Annotated in this window: 6 protein-coding genes and 2 pseudogenes; 3 read left to right on the top strand and 5 right to left on the bottom strand. The window is 73.8% G+C overall.

What is annotated here, in order from left to right; all coding sequences use genetic code 11:
- Positions 1-144 precede the first annotated feature (144 nt).
- The 4 genes and pseudogenes from JS521_RS14350 to JS521_RS14335 form a co-directional block, all read right to left on the bottom strand.
- Positions 145-927, bottom strand: coding sequence for an ABC transporter ATP-binding protein (locus JS521_RS14350; RefSeq protein WP_205083365.1), 783 nt, complete (start codon positions 925-927; stop codon positions 145-147).
- On the bottom strand, positions 927-2,036 hold the full coding sequence (locus tag JS521_RS14345; protein WP_205083364.1) for a FecCD family ABC transporter permease: 1,110 nt from the start codon (positions 2,034-2,036) through the stop codon (positions 927-929). Before JS521_RS14345 ends, JS521_RS14350 begins: the two co-directional genes overlap by 1 nt.
- A 214-nt stretch (positions 2,037-2,250) precedes the next feature.
- Positions 2,251-3,849 (bottom strand): hypothetical protein, encoded by a 1,599-nt coding sequence (locus tag JS521_RS14340; protein WP_307847875.1) that lies wholly within the window; start codon positions 3,847-3,849, stop codon positions 2,251-2,253.
- Positions 3,850-3,977: 128 nt separating this feature from the next.
- Positions 3,978-4,210 (bottom strand): annotated as a pseudogene (locus JS521_RS14335) (hypothetical protein); the annotation flags it as partial.
- Between JS521_RS14335 and JS521_RS14330 the strand changes: the two are divergent.
- Together JS521_RS14330 and JS521_RS14325 are read left to right on the top strand one after the other, a co-directional pair.
- Positions 4,209-4,478 (top strand): annotated as a pseudogene (locus JS521_RS14330) (sensor histidine kinase); the annotation flags it as partial. The pseudogenes JS521_RS14335 and JS521_RS14330 overlap by 2 nt on opposite strands.
- Before the next feature lie 48 nt (positions 4,479-4,526).
- A complete protein-coding gene (locus tag JS521_RS14325; protein ID WP_205083363.1) occupies positions 4,527-4,859 on the top strand; it encodes an antibiotic biosynthesis monooxygenase family protein in 333 nt (110 codons plus the stop codon).
- 146 nt (positions 4,860-5,005) lie between these two features.
- Here JS521_RS14325 and JS521_RS14320 read toward each other — a convergent pair whose 3' ends face one another.
- Positions 5,006-5,551, bottom strand: coding sequence for an AAA family ATPase (locus tag JS521_RS14320; RefSeq protein WP_205083362.1), 546 nt, complete (start codon positions 5,549-5,551; stop codon positions 5,006-5,008).
- A 157-nt stretch (positions 5,552-5,708) separates the two neighbouring features.
- On the opposite strand from JS521_RS14320, the gene JS521_RS14315 reads away from it, so the two are divergent.
- Positions 5,709-18,419, top strand: a complete 12,711-nt coding sequence (locus JS521_RS14315; RefSeq protein ID WP_239487267.1) for a non-ribosomal peptide synthetase/type I polyketide synthase — start codon at positions 5,709-5,711, stop codon at positions 18,417-18,419.
- The last annotated feature ends 25 nt before the right edge of the window (positions 18,420-18,444 follow it).

Below are 18,444 nucleotides of genomic sequence, written 5' to 3'. Positions count from 1 at the left end.
GGCGCTCGCGGTGGACCGGGAGACGAGGACGGGGTACGTCGCGGATGCCACGCCCGTACCCATGAGCCAGCGGCCCTGGGGGCGGGCGGCGGGGCGGGGGGGGCGGGCGGGCCGCAGGGCGTGGGGACTGGGGGCCTACGCTCCTCAGAGAGCGGGGCGGGCAGGGAGAAGGTCGAAGAGCAGTTGGAGCGCACCGGTCTCGGGGTGCGCGACGCGGTGCGCCCGTACGCCGAAGACGTCGGCCAGCAGCGCGGGGGTCAGGACGTCGTGCGGGGGCCCGGAGGCGACGATCCGGCCGCTGTCGATGACGTGGACGAGGTCGCAGTGCAGGGCTGCCAGGTTCAGGTCGTGCAGCGCGGTCAGCACGGTGAGGCCGCTGCCGCGGACCAGGGCGAGGACTTCGAGCTGGTGGGCGATGTCCAGGTGGTTGGTGGGCTCGTCGAGCACCAGGACCCGGGGCTGCTGGGCGAGCGCGCGGGCGATCAGGACGCGCTGCCGCTCACCGCCGGAGAGCGTGAGGAATCCGCGTTCGGCCAGGTGCCCCGCCCCGACCCCTTCCAGGGCCTCGTCGCAGAGGCGGCGGTCCTCGTCGGTCGTCCGGGCCACCGGCCCCTGGTGCGGCAGGCGCCCCATGGCGACGATCTCGGCGACGGTGAAGTCGAATTCGGCGGCCGCGTCCTGCGGAAGCGCGGCCAGCAGGCGGGCGCCTGCCCGGGTGGAGAGGGTGTGGAGGTCCTCGCCGCCGATCCTGACGGCTCCGGCGGACGGGCGCAGAGCGCGGTAGACGCAGCGCAGCAGGGTGGATTTCCCACTGCCGTTGGGGCCGACCAGGCCGACGAGCTGTCCGTCGGCCGCGCCCAGGGTGACCTCGTCCACCAGGCGTGCGCCGGCGATGTCGACGCTGAGCGCTTCGATGTCGATCCGCATCAGATGCCTCCGAAGGAGTAGGAGCGCCGGCGCATGAGGAGGATGAAGCAGGGAACGCCGATGACCGCGGTGAGAACGCCCACCGGCAGTTCGGCCGGCGCCAGCACCAGGCGCGAGAGGATGTCGACCCAGATCAGCAGGACGGCTCCCGCGAGCGGTGCGACGGCCAGGAGTCTGCGGTGGTCCGCGCCGACGAGCATCCGTACGGCGTGCGGAACCATCAGGCCGACGAAACCGATCGCTCCGCTGACCGCGACGACCGCCCCGGTGACGGCGGCGGAGACGAGGAAGAGTTCCTTGCGCAGTCTCCCGGGATCGACCCCGAGTGCGGCGGCGGTCTCGTCGCCCATGGCGAGGGCGTTCAGGCGCCGCGCCGACCAGCCGAGGTGGGCGAGTCCGCCGAGCACCGCTCCGGCGGCGATCGGCACGGCGGCCCAGTTGGCCCCGCTCAGGCTGCCGAGGAGCCACATCATCGCGGAGCGGGCCGCTTCCCCGCGCTCGGCCGCGAACACCATGAAGGTGGTGACGGCGGAGAAGCCGTAGTACATCGCGGTCCCCGTCAGGACGAGCCGGAGCGGGGTCAGTCCGCGTTCGGTGCGGGCGACCGCGTACACGAGGAGCATGGCGAGGAGCGCGGAGAGGAACGCCGCCGTGGACAGGGCCCAGATGCCGAGCGCTCCCAGGGCCCCGAAGATGAGCACGGCGTTGGCGCCGACCGCCGCACCCGAGGAGATGCCCAGCACGAACGGGTCGGCGAGCGCGTTGCGCACCATGGCCTGGACGGCGACGCCGATGGCCGACAGGCCCGCCCCGACGACGGCGGCCAGTACGGCGCGTGGCAGGCGCAGTTCCCAGACGATGGTGTAGGCCGGGACCTCGTCGGCGCGGATGGCTCCGCCGGTCAGCCCCGCCCAGAGGTAGCGCAGGACCTCCGCCCAGGAGATCCCCGACGCCCCGAGTGCCGCTCCGCAGACGAGCGAGACGGGCAGGGCGAGGCAGAGGGCGGCGAGGAGGAGCGGCAGGGGTACGCGGCGAGGTGGAGCCGGGCCGGTGCCGACGCGCGAGGGGCGCGCCGGCTTGGCGGGTATGCGGTCGAGAGACGTGGCCACGGGCAGGTCGCTTTCGCCTCGGGCCGTGCGTCGCGCGAGGAGGAGCGGCCCCGGACGGCGGCCGTCCCGCGCAGCGCCCTTTTCGCAGTCCACGGCGAATGGTCAGGAGCCTTCTGTGCCGCGGGTGATCGGGCTCACGGAACCGGGGGCTCCGCCTACCGTTGCGGGTCAGCGCCGGATTTCGACCGGACTTCCCCCGTGGCGAGTCCGCAGCTTAGCGCGTGCGCCCGTCCCGCCCACGGGGAGGGCGAGGCCCGGTGGGACGTACGAAGCCGCCGGATCCCGCCGCGCGAACGGGCGCGGGAGGCAGGAGATCCGTCATCACCGTGTGCGGCAGGGAGGGGTTGGCGGCGGCCGCTTCGGCCGACCGTTCGTCGCTCCCCCTCACGAGGGCCGTGATGGCCTCCGGCGGAAGCGCCGGGTGCCCGGCGGCCTCGACGCGCGCCTCGTCGTCCTCCAGGCAGGCGAGGAGCGCCGGGGCCGTGGCGTTGGGGTGCCGGGCGATCGCCCGGAGCGCCTTCCGTGCGGGGGGCCGGTGCCGGGCCAGCTCGGCCAGCAGCGCGGGCGTCGCATCGGGGTTGGCCGCGATCGACGCGATGACCTGGACGCCGTGCCGGGCGGCCATGGTGCGGAGTTGCGGCTCCGTGAACCCGGGGTGCGGGGCGATGGACTTGACCACCTTGGCGTCGGGGTCGGCGGCCAGGGCGTCGCGGATCCCGGCGGGGAGGTCGCGTCGTTGCGCCACGAGCGTCCGCGCGGCCGCGTTCGGTGACCCGGCCAGCGCCTCGACCTCGACGGGGGAAGCGGAGGCTGTCCGCGGCGGCAGGGTGGCCCCGATCCTCGTACCGGCGGCCAGGCGGACGAGCACGTCGAGCGGGACGTCCGGGTGGTGTGCCAGCCCGCGCCGTACCTCGTGGCAGTCGTCGTCGGCGAGCGCGCGGATCAGTGTGTCGCCGATCGCGGGGTTCTCGGCCAGGTCGGCACGGACCCCGGGGTTGGGGTCGGCGGCGAGGGCCTCGTACACCTCGGAGGGCAGATCCCGGCGTGCCGCGAGCGCCCATCGCAGCAGCAGCGACGGGTGGTCGACGAAGCCGACGACGGCTTCGGCGGGGGTGGCGGGGTTGAGGAGCGCCGCCTGGAGCAGGTCGTGCGTCGTGGAGGTGTGCGTGCCGTCGCAGGAGGCTCCCGGCCGCAGGTCGCAGTCGAGGCGGGGGCAGTGCGGATCGTGGGCGAACGGCGGTGTCTCCCTGTCACAGACCAGGCAGTGCAGCGCGGCGGGCAGCCCGTCGCCGCTCACCAGGGCTCCCAGTGCGGACGGGGGCGTCGCTTCGTTGGCCGCTGCCGCGCGGCGCACCTCGGCGTACGGATGCGCCGCGAGCCGGGCGGCCACGTGCGCGGGGGCCCACTGGGCGATCTCCGCGACGACCCGTATATCGGTGTCCTTCGTCAGGGCCTCGACCACGTCGGGCGGGAGGTCCGGACAGGCGGCCAGCTTCTCCCGGTGTCCGACGACCGGATCGGCCGCGAGGAGACGCGCCCACGCGGCGGGCCCCGCGCCCGTGTCGAGGAGGGCGAGGGCCACGTCGGGCCGGGCGAGGGGGTCGACATCCGCGGCCGTCAGTAGTCCCCCGTACGCGAGCTGCACCGCGCTCTCCTCGACGCGCGCGGCCAGGGCGACGGCCTGGGCGTGGCTGAGGACGGCCCTGTCGGCGAGGTGGTGGGCGACCTCGGCGTCGGCGACGGCGATCAGCCGGTCGACCAGGGGGGACGGCAGGTTCACGTTCGCGGCGAGCCCGCACAGGAGGTGGTTCACGGAGAGCATCCTGCCGGGTCGGCGCCCGGTGGGCAGGTCGATTTCGCGTCGGTGCGGGCGCTCTCGGACAGGTGCCGGGGCCCTTCACGGAGTTCACCACGTGCAGCGCATTCACTACATCCATCGCGGAACGTGGCCGGCCAGCTGAAGCCGTCCCCGGCCGCCTCGTGCGCCGATTCCAGCCGCGAGATGAGGCCGGCGTACGCGCGGTCGTCCAGGGTGCCGTTCAGATCGCCGAGCAGCACCACGCGCTCGTTCCTCTCGGCGGCGACTGCTTGCCCCGCGACTGCGCGCCGGCGTCCCGCTGCCCCGTCGACAACCCTGCTCTGGGGTTCACGCGTACGGATCCCAGCTGAGCCACGACGAGCGTCCGCTCCGGGACCGTGCTCCTGGCGGTCGAGAACACCGGTGCGCAGCTCGCCCCCGAGCTGGTCTCGACGCTCACCGAACCCTTCCGGCGCGGCGCCGAACGCCTGCGTACCCACCGGACGGGGGTCGGTCTCGGCCTGGCCATCGTCGAGACCATCACCCGCGCACACGACGGGACGCTCACCCTCGCCCCGGGCCCCGCGGGCGGGCTGCGCGTCACGGTGGAGCTTCCCGCGGCCGCCGCGCACACCGACGGGTGAGCGACGGGTGAGCGACGGCGTCCGGGCGCCGTACGGCAGGATGGTGCCATGAGCGTAGTCAAGATCAATGTGCTGACCGTCCCCCAGGAACAACGCGAGACGCTGGAGAAGCGCTTCGCTTCCCGCGCCCATGCCGTGGAGAGCTCCGACGGATTCGAATGGTTCGAACTGCTCCGGCCCGTCGAGGGCACGGACGACTACCTCGTCTACACACGCTGGCGTGACGAGGCGTCCTTCCAGGCGTGGATGGAGGGGCCGATGAAGGCGGCCCATCAGGGCGGCGGCGACGCCGGGAGCGGCGAGCGCCCCAAGCCGGCGGCCAGCGGGTCCACCGTGTGGTCCTTCGAGGTCGTCCAGCAGGCCGCGCCGACCGGCGCGTAAACGGGCGGCGCGTATTACGGGCGGTGCGTAAACGGGCGGTGTGAAAGCGAGCGCGCTTCGGTGGGTGACCTGCCCGGTCCGGTCCGGCCCTTGAACGGCCCCTGACCGACCGGGCAGGTCTCCGCGGTCGGCCCGGACCCGGGACCTCAGCGGTCGGTCGGCGGCAGCCGGGCCAGGCCGGTGTCGAGCATGATGCGGTCGACGGTCCCGTCCAGGATGCTGTCGGGGCCGATCACCGTCTCCAGGCCGTCGGGCAGGACATCGCGGGGGCGGTACCAGTCCCGTAGCTGGTACTCGTCGACCTCGTCGGCGATCGGCTTGGTGGCGTGCCGGGCCAGGGTCTCGGCGAACGGGACGTCCAGGTAGTACCCGTGGGTGGGGCCCCGGTGGTCGGCGCGCAGCCGGGCGAGCATGTCGCTGTAGTGGTCGGCGTAGAGGATGCCTTCGACCACCACGTGGTAGCCGGCGTCCAGGGCGTAGCGGGCCGTCAGGTCGATCAGGCCGATGTTCGCCGCCCCCGGCCGGTCGCGTTCGCGCAGCACGGTGCGGCGGAGATTGTCCTGCCCGACCAGGGCCAGTCCGCGGCCGAACCTGTCGCGGAGACCGGACGCGACGCTCGACTTACCCGATGCGCTGTTGCCGCGCAGGACGATCAGCCGGGTCTCTTCAGTGCCCACTTTCACCAGCACCACGCTAGCCGTCGGTTGTCCGGCCCGGGAGTGAGAACGTCCCCCCAGCAGGTCACTCCCAGGGTGCACGCGGTCTCCTCCCGGCGGTTGATTCCCCGCGACCCACGCGTTTTTAAGATCATTCTTCGAGGAACGGACCGAGGGACCGGTGGAGCACGACATGACCCTGCTGGATGTACTGCTGGACGCGGTCCGTGAGGCTCCCGGGCAGGTCGTCGTGCATGTCCGCGGCGACGGAAGCGAGCTGACGGTCACGCTGCGCGAGCTGCTGGACGATTCCCTGCGGGTGGCCGGCGGCTTCCGGGAGGCGGGCGTCGCGCCCGGGACCTGTGTGCCGTTGCTCGCCGACCGCAGCGAGGACTTCCAGCCGATGTTCTGGGGCGCGGTGGCGGCCGGTCTCGTTCCGGTTCCGCTGGCTCCGGACTCCCGTCGGGTGCTGCCCGTCTGGGAGCACCTGGGACGGCCCCCCGTCGTCGTGGACGCGTCGACCGCGTCGTTGGCCGGTGAACTCCCCTCCGGTGTAAGCGCCTTGGCTCTGGACGCCCTGCGGGAGGGGCCGGTGTTGCGCGAACCGGCCGCCCCCGGGCCCGACGACGTCGCGTTCGTGCAGTTCTCCTCGGGAAGCACCGGCGCGCCCAAGGGGGTGGAGGTGACGCACGGTGCGGTCCTGGCCAACCTGGAGCAGATACGGGCCGGGGCGGCGCTCGGCGCCGAGGACGTGGTGGTCAGCTGGATGCCGTACTTCCACGACATGGGGCTCATCGGCACGCACCTCGCTCCGCTGGCCGCCCGGGCCAGGCAGGTCAAGATCGGTCCACTGTCGTTCGCCAAGCGGCCCCGGGTCTGGTTCGAGGTGGCGGCCCGGCACCGGGCCACGGTGCTGTCTGCGGCCAACTTCGCCCTGGCACTCGCCGTACGCCGTGTTCCCGACGAGGTCCTGGCCGAGCTCGACCTCTCGGCCGTCAGGCTGGTCCTGGTCGGGGCGGAGCCGATCGCGCCCGCGGTGTGGCGTGACTTCGCCCTCAAGACGCGGCCGGCCGGGCTGGATCCGGCGGCCGCCCAGCCGGTCTACGGCCTGGCGGAGGCGACGCTGGCGGTGACCTTCCCGCCGCCGGGGGAGGTGGCCGAACCGCTGGTCCTGGACCGGGCTTCGTTGAGCGACGGAGTGGCGGTGGACGCCGAACCGGGCGAGGAAGCCCTCGAGTTGATGGATGTCGGGCGACCGGTGGCGGGCTGCGCCGTGCGCATCGTCGACGACGCGGACGAAGTCCTCGGGGACCGGCGCGTCGGGCACATCATGGTGAGCGGCCCCCAACTGGCCCGTGGCTACCACGGCCTGCCCGGTGTGAGCGCCGAGATGTTCGCCGAAGGGTGGCTGCGCACCGGTGATCTCGGGTTCCTGCGGGACGGTCGGCTGTGCGTCACGGGGCGGCACAAGGACGTGCTGTTCCTCAACGGCCGCACCTTCCACGCCACGGACATGGAAGCGGTCGCGGCGGCGACACCGGGGCTGCCTTCCGGTACTCCGGCGGTGGTCGGTTCGACCGACCCGGCCACCGGTGCGGAGCGGGTCGTGGTGTTCGTCCCCTGGGCGCGGCCCCCGCGCGATGCGGCGCAGGTACTCGAACGCGTAGCGGCCCGGGTGCGCGAGGCGCTGCTCCACGACGATGTGCGGGTGCTGGCCGTGCCGCCGGGGGCGTTCCCCCGTACGACGAGTGGCAAGCTGCAGCGTCGGAGGCTGCGGGAGCGGTTCGAGGCGGGTGCGTTCGGGTCCGGTTCTGTCGGGTCCGTTACTGCCGGGATCGGTTCTGTCGGGCCCGGTGCGTTCGGGACCGGTGAGCGGCCGGCGGCGGAGGCGCCCCGGGCCCGGGCGGAGATCGTCGAGGCCGTCCGGGAGGTGTGGGCGCGGGTGCTGGGCCTGCCCGCCGAGTCGATCGGAGCACACGAGCCGTTCGGGAGCCTCGGAGGTACGTCGCTCAAGGCGATGGAGGTCCTGGTGGCTTTGGAGGACGCCTTCGGTGTGACGCTGCCGCCCGCGGTCATCCGCGACCACGGCACGGTGGCCGCCCTCGCCGGTCACCTTCTGACGGTGGCCCCCGGTCCGGCGTCGCCCCCGGAAGCCGTGGGAAGTCCCGCGCCACGGACCGGAGCGACGGCCGGGGCGGACCGGGCCGGTCCCGCCACGGCCACCTCCACCGGTGCCTCCGCCTCCGTCTCTGCGGCCGTCATCGGGATGGCGTGCCGCTTCCCCGGCGCCGATACGCCCGAGGCCTTCTGGGACCTGCTCATCGACGGGTACGACGCCGTCACCCCCGTACCGCACGGGCGTTGGTACGAAGGCCCCCGCGACCGGCGGGCCGCTCCCCGGGAGCGTTGGGCGGCGCTGCTGGAGGACCCGGCCGCCTTCGACGCCGGCTGCTTCGGCATCGGCGAGGACGAGGCGCGCGCCCTCGATCCGCAGGCGCGGCTCTTCCTGGAACTCGCGCACGAGGCACTCGAACGCGCCGGATACGCGGGGCCCCGCCGACGCGGCCGTAGGATCGGCGTGTTCGCGGCGGTCGGGGACAGCGGCTACCGGGAGGTCCTGGACCGGGCCTCGGCCGACGGCTCCCCGCTGCCCACCGCCCTCACCGGAAACCTGCCCGCCCTCATCGCCGCCCGGGTCTCGCAGAGCCTCGACCTCGACGGGCCCGCACTCGCCGTGGACACCGCCTGCTCGTCGGGTCTGGTGGCCCTGCATCTGGCCCGGCGCAGCCTCCTGGACGGCGAGTGCGACCTCGCCGTCGTCGGCGGGGTCAACCTCCATCTGACCTCGATGCCGCATCGGCTGCTCGAAGAGGCACAGGCGCTGTCACCCACGGGACGCAGCCGCGCCTTCAGCGCCGACGCGGACGGCTTCGTACCCGGCGAGGGCGGCGCGGCGATCGTCCTGACGCGTCTCGACGCGGCCCGGCTCGCGGACGATCCGGTGCTCGCACTGGTCCGGGGCACGGCCGTCAACAACGACGGCCGGTCGATGAGCCTCATGGCGCCCAACCCGTTGCGGCAGCGGGAGGTCATCAGCCGGGCGTACGAGGCGGCCGGCATCGATCCCGCCGCGGTGACCTACGTGGAGGCCCACGGAACCGGTACGGCTGTCGGAGACCCGATCGAGCTGCGGTCGCTGACCCACGCCTTTCCCGAACGGCCTGATGGCGAGGCACGGTTGCTCGGTTCGGTGAAGACGAACATCGGGCATCTGCTGAACGCCGCCGCGCTGCCCGCGCTGGTGAAGGTCGTACTGGCCCTGGGCCACCGCAGGCTCCCGCCGTCGCTGCACCACTCCCCGGCCGCGCCGGGCCTCGTGCACGCCGGCTTCTCCGTGGTGGCCGAGGCCCGGGACTGGACGTCCACCGGCCCCCGCGTGGCGGGCATCAACGCGTTCGGCTTCGGCGGCACCAACGCCCACGCCGTACTCGAACAGGCCCCGCCCCCGCCGTCGTCGACCATCGCGCGCGAAGTCGCCGTCGAAGGGCCTCATTTGCTGACGCTCTCGGCGCACAGTGCGGGCGCACTCCGGGACGCGGCGGACCGGCTCGCCGCGCATCTGGAAAGTCGTCCGCAGCTGCGCGAGGGCGACGTCTGCAGGACCGCGAGCACGTCCCGGGACGAGGGGCCCCACCGGCTCGCCGTCGTCGCGGACGGTGATCTACGGGAACAGCTCGCCGCCGCCGTCGCCGGGACAGGCCATGCGGGGACGACGGGCGATGCGGGGAAGACGGGCAGTACGGGGACGACGGGCGGAACGGAGACGACGGGCGATGCAGGCGGGCGCGTCGGCAGCCTGGTCCGTTCCCGGCCGCGTGTGGCCTTCCTGTTCCCCGGACAGGGCGCGCAGTTCCCCGGCCAGGACCGGGCGTTGTACCGGACGGCCTCAGTCTTCCGGGAGACGTTCGACGAGGCGTCCGCGCTGCTGGGCCCCGTGTGCGGGCGGCCTCTGCGGGACTGGGGGCTGGACCCTGAGGTGGATCCGGCCGCGCAGGCCGTGACCGAGCTGGCACAGCCGCTCCTCGTCGCCTCGGGAGTGGCGCTCGCCCGCCAACTGCGTACCTGGGGCGTGGAGCCCGACGCGGTCGCCGGGCACAGCGTCGGGGAGATCACAGCCGCCTGTGTCAGCGGGATGCTGACCCTCCGGGAGGCGGTGCGGTTCGCGGCCGAACGCGGCCGTCTCATGGGCGCGTTCACCGAGCCCGGAGCGATGATCGCCGTCCGCGGCGGTGAGGACGCGGTCGCCACTGCGGTGGCGGAGTCCGCAGGGGACCTCGCCGTGGCGGCGTACAACGGTCCCGGGCTCCAGGTCCTCTCCGGAAGCGGCTCCGCCGTGGAACGCGCCACACTCGCCCTCGACGCCCAGGGCATCCCCACCCGTCGTCTCCGGGTCTCGCGGGGCTTCCACTCACCGCTCATGCGTCCGGTCGCCGACCGGCTCGCCGCCGCGGCCCACGCGCTGACTCCGCAGGCCCCGTCCGTCCCCCTGATGAGCACCGTCACCGGCGATTGGCAACCCGTCCTCGACCCGGAGTACCTGCGCGGCCATGCCGAGCGCCCGGTGCTGTTCGGGGCGGCCGTGGAGCGTCTCGCCCGGGAGGGGTACGACACCTTCGTCGAGGTCGGCCACGGCGCGACGCTGTCGGGTGCGGCCCGCGCGGCGGCGACGGTGGCTCGCGCTTTTGATGACTCCGGCGCGTACGGCACCTCCAGTACGTCCGGCACCTCCGGTACGTCAGGTGCGTCCAGTACGTCAGGTGCATCCGGCACGTCTGGTACGTCCGGCGCGTCCGGTACGTCCGGTGCGTCCGGTGCGTCCGGTGCCGGCGTCACGGTGGTGTGCGCCCTGCCGGGGCGTTCCACCGGCCGAACAGATGCCGCACCGCTGCCCGTTGACGGTCACGGCGGACGCCGGACCCTTCTGGAGACGATCGGCCGGCTGTGGTCGCTCGGCGTGCCGCTGGACCGGGCCGCGCTCGACGCGGGCCACCATCGGATTCCCTTGCCCACCTATCCCTTCCAGCGCAGCCGGTACTGGGCCGATCCGCCCGCGAGCCCGCTCCTGCACCGGGTCCGGTGGGAGGACGCCGCCCCGCCCGGAAGGGCGGCAGGGGCCGTGCGTTCGGTGCTGCTGACCGGACCCGACCCCGCGTCCGTCGACCGGCTCGCCTCGCAGCTCGCCGCCGCGGGAATCCGCAGGTACGAAGCGGGCGACGGGCGGCCGGACGCCGTGGTCCTGGTGGCCGGGCCCGCTCCCGTCCAGAACACCGTCGACGCACTCGGCCGGGCCCAGGACGCCGCGCTGGCCGCCTTCGGCGAGGCCCTCGCACGGTTCGACGAAACCCATGCGGGCCGGCTGCTGGTGGTGACCGAGGACGTGCATGCCACGGGTGCCGTACGGGAAGCACCTCGGCCCGCCCATGCCGTCCTCGGCGGACTTCTGCTGGCTCTTCCGCAGGAGACCCCGCGTGCTTCGGTCACCGCCGTGGACCTCTGCTCGCTGGACTCCCCCTCCCAGCATCTGACGGCCGTGGTGACCGAGCTGGAGTCGGGCGGCAGCGCTCCGGGCAGCGCCGACACCGTCGCCTGGCGCGCGGGACGTCGGCTCGCTCGCCGCTTCGCGCCGCTCACGGGCGGCACCACGACACCGGCCGAGGCGACACGGTCACCGCTGCCGCCCGACGGCACCTTCCTCACCACCGGGGGCGCCGGCGGAATCGGCGCCGCGCTCGCCCGGGACCTCGCCGGCCGGGGCCGCCCGACCCTCGTGCTCACCGGGCGCTCCCCCGGGCTTCCGGTGGGCCTGGCCGAGGAACTCCGCTCGCTGGGCGCCACCGTCGACTACCGCGTGGCCGACGTCTCGGTGGAGCGGGATGTCGATGCGCTCCTCACCGGGCTGCCCCGCCTCGACGCCCTCTTCCATGCCGCGGGTGTCGTACGACCCGGCACCCTGCGCAACAGGCGCGCGGAGGAGACGGCGGACGCCTTGGCCGCGAAGACGCGGGGCAGTCTGCTGCTCTCGCTCGCCCTGCACCGGCACGGACTCGACCCGGCGGTACGCATCGCGTTCTCCTCCGTGAGCGCCGTGCTGCCCGGCCTTGCGGGCGCCCTGGGCGACTACGCTGGCGCCAACGCCTTCCTCGACGCGTTCGCCGCGTCGGAACGGTACGCGGGCAGGCCCTGGCAGTCCGTGAACCTCACGGCGCTGGCCGGTACGGGCATGGCAGCGGCCTTCGGCTCCGGGGCGGGAGAGGGCTCCCCCAGCGTGCTGAGCGGCGGAAGCCGACCGGTCGACCTCGCTTCCGCGCTGGCCGCGCTCCGTACGGCATGCGGCGTCGACGCACCGCAGCTGCTGCTCGCCGACCTGACGCCGTCCCCGCGGCCCGCGCCCGTGGCGTCCCCGACCGCGATGGCGCAAGCCACGGGAACCGAAACGGAAGCAGAAGCGGAACCGGATTCGACGACCTCGGACGAGGCGCCCCGCACCGGCGCCGATATGAACCCGCGGACACGCGAAGGGAATCAACGCCCTGCCGAGACCGCGGCGTTGCTTCGGCGACTCCTGGCCTCCGCGCTGCGTCTGCCCGCCGGCACCGTCCCCGACGACGAGCCGTTCCTGAACCTCGGCCTCGACTCGCTCGCCGCCGTCGACCTCGTCCGCCGGCTCGAACGGGAGCTGGGCAGGAACCTGCCCGCCACGCTCTTCTTCGAGTACCGGACCGTCGCCGAACTGGCCGAGCACCTCGACACCACGCCTTCCCTCGCCCCGCAGTCCGCCCCACCCGGTCCGCCCCCCGTGCCGGAGGGGGTCTCCTTCCCGCTCACCCCCGTCCAACTGGCCCTGCACACCAGCAGTCGCCTCCACCCGGACGTGCCGGCCCGCGGTTACGTCCGCCAGACCGTCCGGGGGCCCCTGGACGCCCAGCTCCTGGGCCAGGCGCTCGCCGCGCTCGCCGACCGGCACACCATGCTGCGAATCCGGATCGGCAGCACCGACAGCACCGACAGCACAACAGAGGACGGGATCGGCTCGGCGGCGACGGCGCAGTACGTCGCTCCGCCCTCCGACCTGTCCGCCTGGTACGAGGTCCGCGAGCTGCCCGGCCGCGTCGAGGAGCTGGAAACAGCCCTGTGCAACCGGCCGTTCGACCTGTCCGCCGAACCTCCCGTGCGCGCGGTCCTCGCCCGCGAGAGTCCGGAGCTGTCCCATCTGATACTGGTGATCCACCACGCGGCCGGTGACGGATACAGCCTCAACGTCCTCGCCGGAGAACTCTGGTCGCTCTACACCGCCTTCGCCCACGGGGACACCCCGGCGCTTCCCGCGCTCGGCACCGACTTCGCTCGGTACGCGGCCGCCGCCGACGACGAGCGCGCCTCCACGGACGGCGTGAGGGATCTCGCCGCCGACCGGCGGTACTGGTCGGAGCGGCTGGCCTCCCGCGGCGGTCCGCTGTGCCTGCCGTACGACGGTGATCCGTCGGACCTTCCGGCAGCTCCCCTGACCACGCATCAAAGTGCCCTCGACGCGGCGCTGACCGCCGAGTTGGAGAAGCGGGCCACGGGCCACGGGGTGAGCCTGTTCCACCTGCTGCTCGCGGTGCACGTGCGCTGTCTGGCCCGGTGGAGCGGACAGCGGGACGTCGCGGTGAACGTCGCCCGTGCGCGGCGGGACGACCGCCTGGCGGGTCTGGACCGGCTCGTGGGGCCGCTCGCCGACACGCTTCCCCTGATGTGCTCCACCGAGCCGGAGGAGTCGGTGGAGGCCCTGGCCGAGCGGCTGGCAGGGATCTGGCTGGAGAGCGAGCAGCATGCCGGCCTCACCAGTCTGGATCTGGCCCGGCTACTGCCGGCGGACCCGCCCGGCACCGGGCCCCGGACGGTGAGCCCGGCCGGCTTCAGCTTCTCGCGCTTCCCCGCCGCTCTGGACGAGCGTTGTCCGGTGAGCGTGCGGCCGTCCGCCGCCGGCACGGCCACCGCCGCGACCCGCCTGAGCCTGCTGTGCTGGCAGGACGAGACGGTCCTGCGCTTCTCGTGGAACTTCCCCGTCCGGCTCTTCGCCCCGGAGACGGTGGCCCGCCTGGACCGTGAATTCCGCGACGAGTTGGCCGCTCTGGCCGGGCCCCGGCCCGACGCCCCCGCCCGGCGTCCGGCCACTGCCGGGACCGAGCCCGGAAGCGGAACCCGAACCCGGACAGATCCCGGAAGCGGAACCCGAGCACGAACCCGGAGCGAAGCCGGAAGCGGAACCCGAACCGGAACCGGCCGTCCCGAGTCCGCCACACTCGTGCGTCGACTCGTCGAGCGGTTCCGGGCCACACCGGACGCGGTCGCCGTCGACACAGGCGCCGCCACCTTGACGTACTCCGAACTCGACCGCGCCTCCCAAGCCCTCGCGGCCTCGCTCCTGGCGCGTGGCGTCACGCCGGGAAGCCTCGTCGGGCTCCTGACCGAACCCGGTGCCGACACCGTCGTCTCGGTCGTCGCAGCACTGCGCGCCGGGGCGGGGTGGGTTCCACTGGACGCAGGCCACCCGACCGCGCGCCTGGTGGACCAGCTCACGCGCTCGGGGGCCCGTACGGTGCTCTGTCACGCCGCGACCCGGGCGGTGGGGGAAACGCTCGGCGATGTCACCCTGGTGCCCGTCGATGCTTCGGCTTCGAAGCTCCGGACGGATTCCGTCCGCTCCGGGAACGGAGTGCCCGCGTCCGACTGCCCGGCCGACGCCGACACCTACGCCACCGCCGAGGCCGACGGCATCGCGTACGTGATCTTCACTTCCGGGTCCACCGGCCGGCCCAAGGCCGTGCCCATCACCCACCGGTCGATGGAGAACTACCTCGACTGGGCGATCGACACCTTCGGATACGACGAACACGACCGGCTGGCCCAGACCGCGTCGCCCTGCTTCGACGCCTCCGTCCGCCAGCTCCTCGCGCCGCTGCTCGTCGGCGCCACCGTGGTCACGGTGGACTGGGACCTGTTGCGCGATCCCGACCGGCTGCTGACCCACGTCGAACGCCACCGGATCACCGTATGGAGCTCCGTCCCCACGCTCTGGGAGCAACTCCTCGGCGCCTCCGAGCAACGGGTACGGAACGGCGCACCGCTGCCGGATCTGTCGGCGCTGCGGTGGATCCATGTCGGCGGCGAGGCCCTGTCACCCGCCCACGTGCGCCGCTGGTTCGACCTCTTCGGCGACGGTCAGCGCATCGCCAACCTGTACGGCCCCACCGAGGCCACCATCAACACGAGCTGCCACATCATCCACGACCGGCCCGACGACCGGGTGCGGCGGCTGCCCATCGGCCGCCCTGTGTCGGGTACGGAGGTGGAGGTCATCGGTCCCGACGGGGAGCCGCGGCGGCCCGGCGAGGCCGGCGAACTCCTCATCTCCGGCATCGGCCTGACCCCGGGCTACCTCGGCGAACCGGCCCTGACCGAGGCCGCGTTCACGGTGTGGCGCGGGCGGCGCTGGTACCGCAGCGGCGACCGGGTGCGGTGTTCCGAGGACGGCACCCTGGAATTCCTCGGGCGGCTGGACGATCAGGTGAAGATCCGGGGCAACCGGGTCGAGCCGGGCGAGGTCGAAGCAGTCCTCCAGGCCCATCCCGACGTCACCCACGCCGTCGTCCTCGCCCAGGACGGACGCCTCACCGCCTTCGTGACCCCCGGGTCCGGATCATCCGAACCATTCGCATCAGCCGGATCGTCCGGGGCATCCGAGGTGGACGCCGTGGCCCTGCGGCGACATCTGGCCGCGTCGCTGCCCGCATACATGCTTCCGTCGCGGATCACCCGTGTCGACACGATGCCGCTCACGGGCACGGGCAAGATCGACCGTCGTGCGCTGGCGGCCCTCCCGGAAGCAACCGCGACCGTCCCGCCCACGGCGAGCACGGACACGGACAGCGGCACCGGATTCGCCGCCGCCCGTACGGTCGTCGCCCTGACGCCACCCCGTACAGCACCCCGCACGCCGACCGAGATCCGGCTCGCCGCCATCTGGTCCGCCCTGCTCCGATGCGACGACGTGTCCCGCGAGGACGACTTCTTCACCCTGGGCGGTGATTCCCTGCTCGTGCTGGAGGTGTTCGCCCGGCTGGAGAAGCAGGGCGGGCCGCTGCCCCGGCCGACCGTCATCTACCGCAACCGCACGCTCGCGGCCCTCGCCTCCGCCGTGGACGCCGCCGCTGAAGCCGTCGTTCACGAAGCCGTGGACACCGCCGCCGGCGAGCCCGCTGCCGCCTCGACCGGCGCGTTCGACCGAGGAGGCGACGACGTGGCCGGCCGCCCCGCGACGCTCGAACCGGGGGTCGCTCCCCCGCCCTTCCCTCTCACTCCCACCCAGCGCGGCTTCCTCCTCGCCGAGGCCATCGCTCCGGGCGCGACATCGTCCTGGCTCAGCCGGTTGCGGCTGCACGGCCGCCTCGACACCGCCCGCTTCCAGCGCGCGGTGGACACGCTCGTCGAACGCCACCCGATGCTGCGCACCGTCTTCCCCGCCGGGGCGCGCCCCGCCGTCCAGCAGGAGCTGCCGTCCTCGCTGCGCCTGCCGGTCGACTTCGAGACCCTCACCGAGCCGGGCCAGGTGGAGGAGCGGGTCGCCGCCGAGCGGGCGCGCCGATTCGAGCCTTGGGCCTGGCCCCTGCTGCGCCTGCGGGTGCTCAGCGTCTCACCGGACGAGCACGTCCTGGTGGCGCACGCCCACCACATCATCGGTGACGGCTACAGCGCGGCGCTCCTGGTACGGGAGTTGACGACCGTGTACGATGCCCTGCCCCACGGCGAGGAAGCGGTTCCGCCCCCGCTCCGCAGCACTTTCCGCGACCACGCCGTACGACTCGCGGAGCGCACGGGAACCCCCGCTTCCGCCGCCCCGGCTCGCGGCGACCGATGGGCGCGGCTGAGTGCGCCCTACCGGCCGCCTGTACTCTCCGCCGTTACCAGCACCCGTACTTCTCCGGGCGCCGCGGCGAACCCGCTCTTCCACACGCACGGGTTCACCGTCGACGCCGATCAGGTGGCGGCGCTGCGCAGGCTCGCGGCGCGCACCGGATCCACCCTCCACGCCGCCGTGCTCACCGCCTACTACCGGGCGCTCACCGCGGCCACCGGCCGGGCGGATCTGGTGCTCGGTCTCGCGGTGAGCGGCCGGGACCACGCCCTGCCCGACGCACACCGGGTGTTCGGCCCCTTCGCCACGGCTGTCCCCCTGCGGCCGGCAGGTCCGGGGGACGGGCGGTCCGACGAGGCAGGCTTCGAGGACGATCTGCGGCGTCTGGCTTCCGAGGCCGCCGAGGCGCGGACGTACGAGGGGGCCGTGCCGCCGCTGCCCAGCGGGCTGCCTCTGGCCTCCCAGTTCTTCTTCACCTATCTGGACTTCTCCGCCCTGGGCCCGGAGAGCGGCAGGACGCTGACGGTCACCCGGGACGACGGCGACAGCGTGTACACGCTGCCTCCGGCCGGTACGGATGTGTTCCTGGCCGCCGGTCCGGAGGGCGGGCGGCTGCGGATCACCGTACGCGCGGCGGCGTCGGCGTTCACCCCCCAGGCGCTGGTCGCCTTCGCGGACACCGTACGTGACGGCCTGGCGGACGCGGCGGCCTCTGCCGTGCCCAGCCACGGCCGCCTCGAAAAGCCGGACCTCACCGGCCTCCTCGACGAGCCGGACCGGACCGGCCGGGACCACCGCATCGAACGGATGGACGCCGCGCTCATCGGCTATCTGCCGTCCCCGGCCGACCTCTCCCGACTGGCGGGCCTGCCGGAGGCGGCGCTGCCGCGCGAGGAGTTGCGGAGCCTGCTGTTCCCCGGCGAGCGGCCGCGGCTCCTGGAGACGCTGCGTACGCCGCTGGGCCGTTCCGGCTTCGTCTGCGTCCCGCTGTTCGCCGACGAACTCGCCCCCGGCGACGCTCTGCTCGGGCACACCACGCGCGGGGTGGAGCTGGCCTCGTCCCTCGGTGCGCGGGCCGTGTCCCTCGCGGGCATGATCCCCTCGCTCACCGGTTACGGCTTCGACGTCCTGCGGGTCGTCGGCACGGCGGCGGGCACGGCTCCCGCCGTCCCCGCCATCACCACCGGTCATGCGGCGACCGTCGTGTCCGTCGTCAGGACCGTGCACGCGGCTCTCGACGCGACGGGGCGGCAACTGGACTCCCTCACCGTCGCGTTCGTGGGGCTCGGCTCGATCGGCTGCTCCTCGCTGGAGTTGCTGCTCACCCTGGCCCGGCGGCCCCCCGCGCGGCTGCTGCTCTGTGACGTACCGGGCAGCGGGCCCCGCCTCAAGGAACTGGCCGAAGACCTCCTGGATCGCCGTCTCGCCGAGGTCGTGGAGGTGGTCGAAACCGACCGGGGGCTGCCCGACGCCGTGTACGGGGCCCACCTGATCGTGGCGGCGGTCAGCGGGGGCGGGGCACTCCTGGACGTGGACCGTCTCGCACCGGGGACGACGGTGGTCGACGACTCGTTCCCGCACTGCTTCGACACGTCCCGCGCCTTCGCCCGGATGGAGCGGGCGAAGGACGTCCTGATCGTCGGCGGCGGACTGCTGAGCGCCGGGCCCGCCCGGCGGGAGGTGGCCGAGGGGCTGCCGGCCGCCGCGGTGGCCGGCTACCTGGCGCAGCCGATGGTGGCGGACACCATCGCGTCCTGCCGACTGGAGTCCCTGCTCCACGCGTCGGGGGCCGGTGTGCCGCTCGTCCGCGGTCCGGTCGACGCGGCCACCGGCCTGGCCTACTGGGAAGCGGCGGAGGCGACCGGCATCCGCGCCGCGCCCCTCCACCTCCTCACCCGCACCATCGGCCAGGGGACGATCGACGGCGTTGTCAGTGGTGGGGATTAAGTTCGTTGATGTCCCGCCGCGAGGG

This window comes from Streptomyces durocortorensis (assembly GCF_016901035.1).
Taxonomy (GTDB): domain Bacteria; phylum Actinomycetota; class Actinomycetes; order Streptomycetales; family Streptomycetaceae; genus Streptomyces; species Streptomyces durocortorensis.
This window is presented reverse-complemented; position numbering and strand designations above follow the sequence as displayed.

What these genes read in the sequence shown, in the direction of transcription:
- JS521_RS14350 (WP_205083365.1), bottom strand. Translation starts at nt 927, where the DNA reads ATGCGGATCGACATCGAAGCGCTCAGCGTCGACATCGCCGGCGCACGC.
- JS521_RS14325 (WP_205083363.1), top strand. Translation starts at nt 4,527, where the DNA reads ATGAGCGTAGTCAAGATCAATGTGCTGACCGTCCCCCAGGAACAACGC.
- JS521_RS14315 (WP_239487267.1), top strand. Translation starts at nt 5,709, where the DNA reads ATGACCCTGCTGGATGTACTGCTGGACGCGGTCCGTGAGGCTCCCGGG.